This is a genomic window from Gammaproteobacteria bacterium (genome assembly GCA_013003425.1).
Taxonomy (GTDB): domain Bacteria; phylum Pseudomonadota; class Gammaproteobacteria; order Steroidobacterales; family JABDKV01; genus JABDJB01.
In genome coordinates, this window is sequence record JABDJB010000040.1 from 1 (window position 1) to 5,716 (window position 5,716).

At 59.3% G+C, this 5,716-nt stretch carries 4 protein-coding genes; 1 reads left to right on the forward strand and 3 read right to left on the reverse strand.

The window, feature by feature from the left end:
• Positions 1-984: hypothetical protein (locus HKN06_06050; protein NNF60876.1), on the forward strand; the 984-nt coding region annotated here is incomplete at its 5' end.
• A 74-nt stretch (positions 985-1,058) separates the two neighbouring features.
• Here the strand turns inward: HKN06_06050 and HKN06_06055 are convergent.
• The 3 genes from HKN06_06055 to HKN06_06065 all read right to left on the reverse strand — a co-directional run.
• Complete coding sequence (locus HKN06_06055) at positions 1,059-2,021, reverse strand: class I SAM-dependent methyltransferase (GenBank protein ID NNF60877.1); 963 nt, start codon at positions 2,019-2,021, stop codon at positions 1,059-1,061.
• A 103-nt stretch (positions 2,022-2,124) separates the two neighbouring features.
• Positions 2,125-5,001: a TonB-dependent receptor gene (locus HKN06_06060; GenBank protein ID NNF60878.1), complete on the reverse strand. Its 2,877-nt coding sequence runs from the start codon at positions 4,999-5,001 to the stop codon at positions 2,125-2,127.
• Between the two features lie 428 nt (positions 5,002-5,429).
• Positions 5,430-5,716: TonB-dependent receptor (locus HKN06_06065; protein NNF60879.1), on the reverse strand; the 287-nt coding region annotated here is incomplete at its 5' end.

Genomic DNA, 5,716 nt, shown 5'->3' on the forward strand with positions numbered 1-5,716 from the left:
ATTGACCTGGCAGGTTTTGGCACAACCACGCTGGCCGGTCATGTATTGCGAATCGAACCACCGGCAGGATCAGAGGACTATCACTTTGGTTCGACCGTTGCGCTGGCCGATCTTGACAACAACCTGCGCGCCGAGGTGCTGATAGCGGCTGCGCTGGCGCGCGCCGGGGCACAGCTCGAAGCTGACGGCGCGCCACCCGGCTCTGCGATCAAGAACGGCGGCAACCCTGGTGGCAGTCTGTTCATTTTCTGGGACGACAATTTCCCGGCAGGCGCAACATGGCCGGCCGGGCTGGTGCTGTCGGCGGACGCCCCACCGGCGAGCTTCAGCCGCGTGGATGGCGGCACTGTCAGCGGCACCTTTACCAATCTGCGGCTGGCGGAGGAAATGCTTGGCGGTCTGGACTACGACGGCGACGGCACTGCCGACCTGTTTGTCGGCGATATCCGCGGCAACGGGCGCGGCCGCAGCGAAAGCGGCCTGGGGCATGTATTTTTCGACGCCAGCTCACTGCGCAACCAGGCGTTCAGTATGAACGCGGTGCCGACCGCGATCAGCGTGTCGACCATTCTCGGCATAGCTGCCGGCACAATATCGGCCGATACCTCGCTGCATGGCGATTTTGACGGCGATGGTATCGCCGACCTGGGCATCTCATCACCGCTGGGCAATCCACTCGGCCGCGTACACGCCGGCATCGTGCATGTGCTGTGGGGCCAGCCGGGGCCCTGGCCAGCTATTATTGACCTGCTCGATGGCAGCCGGCCGGCCGGCTTTGCCATTACCGATATCTACGGCGCACGCGGACAAACATCGGGGGCTGACCTCGGCGATACCCTGATGTACAGCGCAGCCGGCGCTGATGTCAATAACGACGGCAAGACCGATCTTGTTATCAATGAGATGCGGGGCAACGGCGTCGCGGCGGGCGCGCTCGACGTCGGCAACCTGATCATCCTGGGGGGTGAGCTGGTTCCGCGCTGACGTCGATCGGCGTTTTCAACCAATCGCCAGGGCCATCTGATGAACTGCCCCCGGCAGGTTCTGCGAGAGCCCAGTCAGGCGCGATGCGCTTTCAGAAACCAGCCGATGGCTCCACGCTCATCTTCAAGCAACGCGAAACTGCCCTCGACCAGTGCGGAGTCCTGTAACTGGCTGACCAGCGTGTCCATGTCTTTTTTGGACCGGGCAGCATTCGTCATGGCATTCAGCCGCAGCGAATAAGCCTTTATCTCCGCCTGCAGATTTGCAACCGCCTGCCGGTAGTCATTCGGATCGACGCGGAGGCGACGATCGACCAGTTCAGTCAGGTAACTTATGACGTAATGGACCACGTCATCATCCGGCGCAGCGGCATACTTTTTCCGGGCGGTGCTGAGACGCGACCTGAAACGGGCTAGGTTCTTGTCGTCCTTGCGCGCACCAGCATAGTCGGCGGTTGACGCGGGCTGCAGTGCACGAGCCAAATCAACCAGCTGGCCTCTGGCGCAGATATCCCGCGCCCGCTTCAGCCGGCCTTGACTGGCCTTGCTGACGGCGCCATCAGTCGCATGAATCAACATGCGGACGCGACCGCCGGGGACCAGCACACGGGAAATTTCATTAATAGTGTCGGCTGTCCTTGAATATTCAAAGCCGAACTGTGAGACCACAACATCCTGGCTGGCGTCAGCCAGTGGCAGGTTTTCGACGGGCGTATCAGCGATGAAGTTGACCCGGCTGACCAGGTCAGGATCGTTATCGGCCACCCGGTCGGGCTGGATTCTGGCAAAGTCCACGCCAGTAATGTCAAAGGACTTGCCATTGTCCCTGGCAGCCTCCGCCGCCAGCAGCGCAACCGCACCGTTGCCGGTCGCCAGGTCAACGATGCGACTATTGTCAGGCAGGCTTGAGAATAAACTCATCCAGTGCTCGCGGATGGAGAATGCCTGACCTGCCAGAAAACAGGTGTCCTTGTGACCGCCCTGCCAGTAGCGGCTCCACGAAGCGGCACGGCTATGCGGTTGAAGTGCTTCGGCCATAACTTGTGCCCAAAAAAAACCACGCTGCCCCGATCGGGACAGCGTGGTTGTTCTGATTCACGCAGGGCCGGTTAAACAGCCCTGCGTGGTTTTCAGATCTTCCTCACTTGCCGCCAAAGTCAGAGCGGAGGCCAAGGTAGAAGTAACGCCCGATGGTGTCGAAGGTCCGCACGTCGGTGTTGTCGTTGAAACCGTCAACTGACAGCGGTGGGTCTTCGTCCAGAGCGTTGTCGATGCCGCCATAAACTATGAGGTTGTCGCTGAAGCTGTAAGAAGCGTACAGGTCCACATAGCTGGCGCTGTCGATGGTGCGCTGGAAGTTGCCAAGGTTATTGACTGCTTCCGGGCTCGAGGGTGTTACGCAGGTCAGGCCCTCATTGACTCCTGGAACCGAAACCGCCATGGCGACTGAATCCCAGCAGCTACCGACGAGGTCAGAACCAAACTCGGTGACTTCGTCGATGAAGCGGAAGTCGGCCTGCACCGTCAGCGGGCCTCTTTCCAGGATGCCGGACAGGGTCCAGCGCAACTCGGCAAAGTGACCATCTTCATCATCACGGAAGTAACCGGCGTGTGGTGTAACTACACCATTTGCCTGGGTCTTGTCGTACTCATTGAGGACGGCACCCTCCCAGCGAATACCGAGCGTACCGATACCGGTTTCGATGCCGCGCCATTCGGCCAGCAGGTCGAAGCCGTTGGTATCGATTGCACCGGCGTTGGTGGTGCGGTTGTCGAGCAGGATCGGCGCACCTTCATTGGGCCCGGGGCCGAAACGGTCGATCTTGTTGCAGAATTCACCGGTTTCAGCGCACTGGGACAGGATCACGCCCGCGCCGACGCCAGTAATGGGATTGTCCAGAGCGATATCCCAGTAGTCCAGGGCAAATGCCGAACCTTCGAGGAAGTCTGGCTGCCAGACGAAGCCGACGGTGAAGGTGTCTGCCTCTTCCGGTTCCACTGTGGGGTTACCGCCCACCAGGGTACGAACCTGCGTAGAGATCTGCGTAAAACCGGCAGCAGGCACACCGTCATTGATGCAATTCTGTGTCGGGTTCGAGGCACAGGGATCACTCACAGACGGGAAGGAAATGCCGGAACCGCCAAACAGTGCACTAATAGTGGGTGCACGGAACGAGGTAGAAGCAGAGCCTCGAATCAACAATCCGTCATTGGGGCGCAGCTGCATACCCGCTTTCCAGTTGTTGGTATCGCCAAAGGTGTCGTAGTCGCTGTAGCGGAAGCCCAGGTCGGCTTCGAGGATGTCGATTATCGGCAAGCGTGCCTCAAAGTAGAGCTCGTCAACCTCGTAGCTGCCCTGGGTGGTGTCGGAAGGCGTACCGGTCACGGCACCCGTTTCGGCCAGCTGGGCGACCAGGGCATCCGGGGTGTACAGGCCGGTTTCCTCGCGACGCACGATGCCACCGGCAATGCCGACGCCACCGCCCGGCAGCTCGAACACGTCCGGCTTGGTGAGGCTCAGGGCATAGACCTTCTGCGTCACCTTGTTGGACTCGTTCTGACGGAACGACGTGTAGTCGACCATCTCCTGCGTGATGCTGTTTTCACCGAACGTGTTCAGCGGCACACAGGCCTGGTCGTCGTCATCCGTGAACGCGCCATCGCCGTCAGTATCGCAGCGAACGACGCCGTCGCCGTCACGCGCGGTCGGACCAACCGCAAGGGCAACCTTGTTCAGGTCGAACAACGGACCGTAGCTGTTGGAGTAATCCACTTCACCGTAGTTAACGTAGGCTTCCCAGATCATGCCGTTGGACAGTTCGCCTTCCAGGCCGGTGACGGTACGTACGGTCTGGATTTCGGTGAAGCCGGTACGCGGTCCATCTTCCACCAGGCGCCGCCGCCAGTCCGAAATATCCATGCCCGTCGGGTTGTACTCATTGTCAGCCGAGTAGGGTGCCGAAAAGCCATAAAAGGCCAGCGGCGCCAGCGGCTGCTCAGCCAGTGCATAGGCGCTTTCACGGTCAATGTACTGGAATTCACCGAACAAACGCGTGCTTTCGAAAATACCGGCGTTTGACAGCGCATCCACCTGGGTGCCGCCCGAAATGTTTGCGATCCAGCGCTCGTTGGGCTGACGCTGGAAGTTGATCGGCGCGTAGTTGTAGGAGTCGGTTGCCGAGCTATACGACTTCAGACCACCTGCCTCGCTGCCACCGGCATAATCCGGGCCGAGCGTCAGGCCATCATACTGGCCCCAGGGTGGAGCAGAAGAACCGCCGTCAACCCACTCACCAAACAGCAGGAACTTCGCCTGCTTGGCCCAGTCGCGGTTACCGGCAACGGTCTCGGATTCTTCGACGCGGGTCAGGCTCATGATGTAGTTGGACTTGTCAGTAGCGTCGCCAAAGGTCACGGACCACTCGTCCTTCTCACCATCAGATTCGCCGGACCGCCCGGTCTGAACGGCGATCGCAACGCCCTGAAAGTCTTTTTTCAGGATAACGTTGACCACGCCGGCAATGGCGTCAGAACCGTAGATGGCGGAGGCGCCGTCCTTCAGCACTTCAACGCGCTCGACCATGGCTATCGGGATGGTATTCAGGTCGACCACGCCGCTGTTGCTGCCGGAAGAGTCCGGCGCGCGGCGACCGTTGATCAGCACCAACGTGCGGGTAGAGCCCAGGCCACGCAGGGAGATGTTCTGCGAACCGGTACCGCCGTTGTTAACGGTAGTGGTCTGGGCACCACCGGCGACCGCCGGGATTTCCCGCAGCATCTGGCCAACCGAGGTGGCTCCACTCTGTAAAATGTTTGAGGTGTCATACACTGAGACCGGGCTCGGACCTGTAAGGTCTTTACGCGGAATCCGTGAACCGGTGACTATCACTTCCTCTTCCGCCATCTGCTCGCTTTGGGCGAGAGCGGTGTTGGCAGCAGTAACACCTATAGCACCAGCATTTACAGCTATTGCAATCTTGATTGCATCAGCAAGCTTCTGCTTTAAGTCTGTGTTCATAATTGTGTCCCGTAAAACATTGCAAGTTTCAGTTCGTTCGTTACCACTCATTGCAAAAGGTAACCATGCCCGCGAGCCACCTGGGCCCATGCGGGATGCGTCATTTTAACGACAACACGCTGCCACAGGGAAATTGTTGCGCAGTAGCAACAGACTGAAAAGGCTATATTTTGCGCGATATTCGCGATCATAACTCCCTGTTTTATATGCTTTGCAAGCTCTCCCACAAACCAGCCTGTAGCACTGGTACAACAAATTATTGCCTGATGCTTTTTTGCCGACAGAGGCACGGATGCGCAAAAACCCGAGCGATTTCAGGGCCTGGCATTGTTCGGCATTACGACGCTGTTTCCGGGCGCAGTCGGGGAATAAAAAAGGGCCGGCAGCGAATGCTGCCGGCCCCCTGTCAGGTCACTAAACTTTCGGTTTTACCGGAAGTCGTGCGAGACGTTGAGGTAGAAACGCGTACCACGCGGATCGTACAGGGCCTGGTCGAAGAACGGCCAGCCGCCTGCAGCCAGCTCGGAGAACGGCGGTTCTTCGTCGAGCAGGTTGATGATACCGGCGCTGATGCTGGTGGCATCACTGAGCTGGTAGGAGCCGCGCAGGCCCAGCTCGAGATAGCTGTCAACACCACGAACTTCACCATCGGGGTTCGGCGTGCAGGAGTTGCTTGCCGTGTCACGACCACCGACCAGATCGTCGGTCTCGCCCA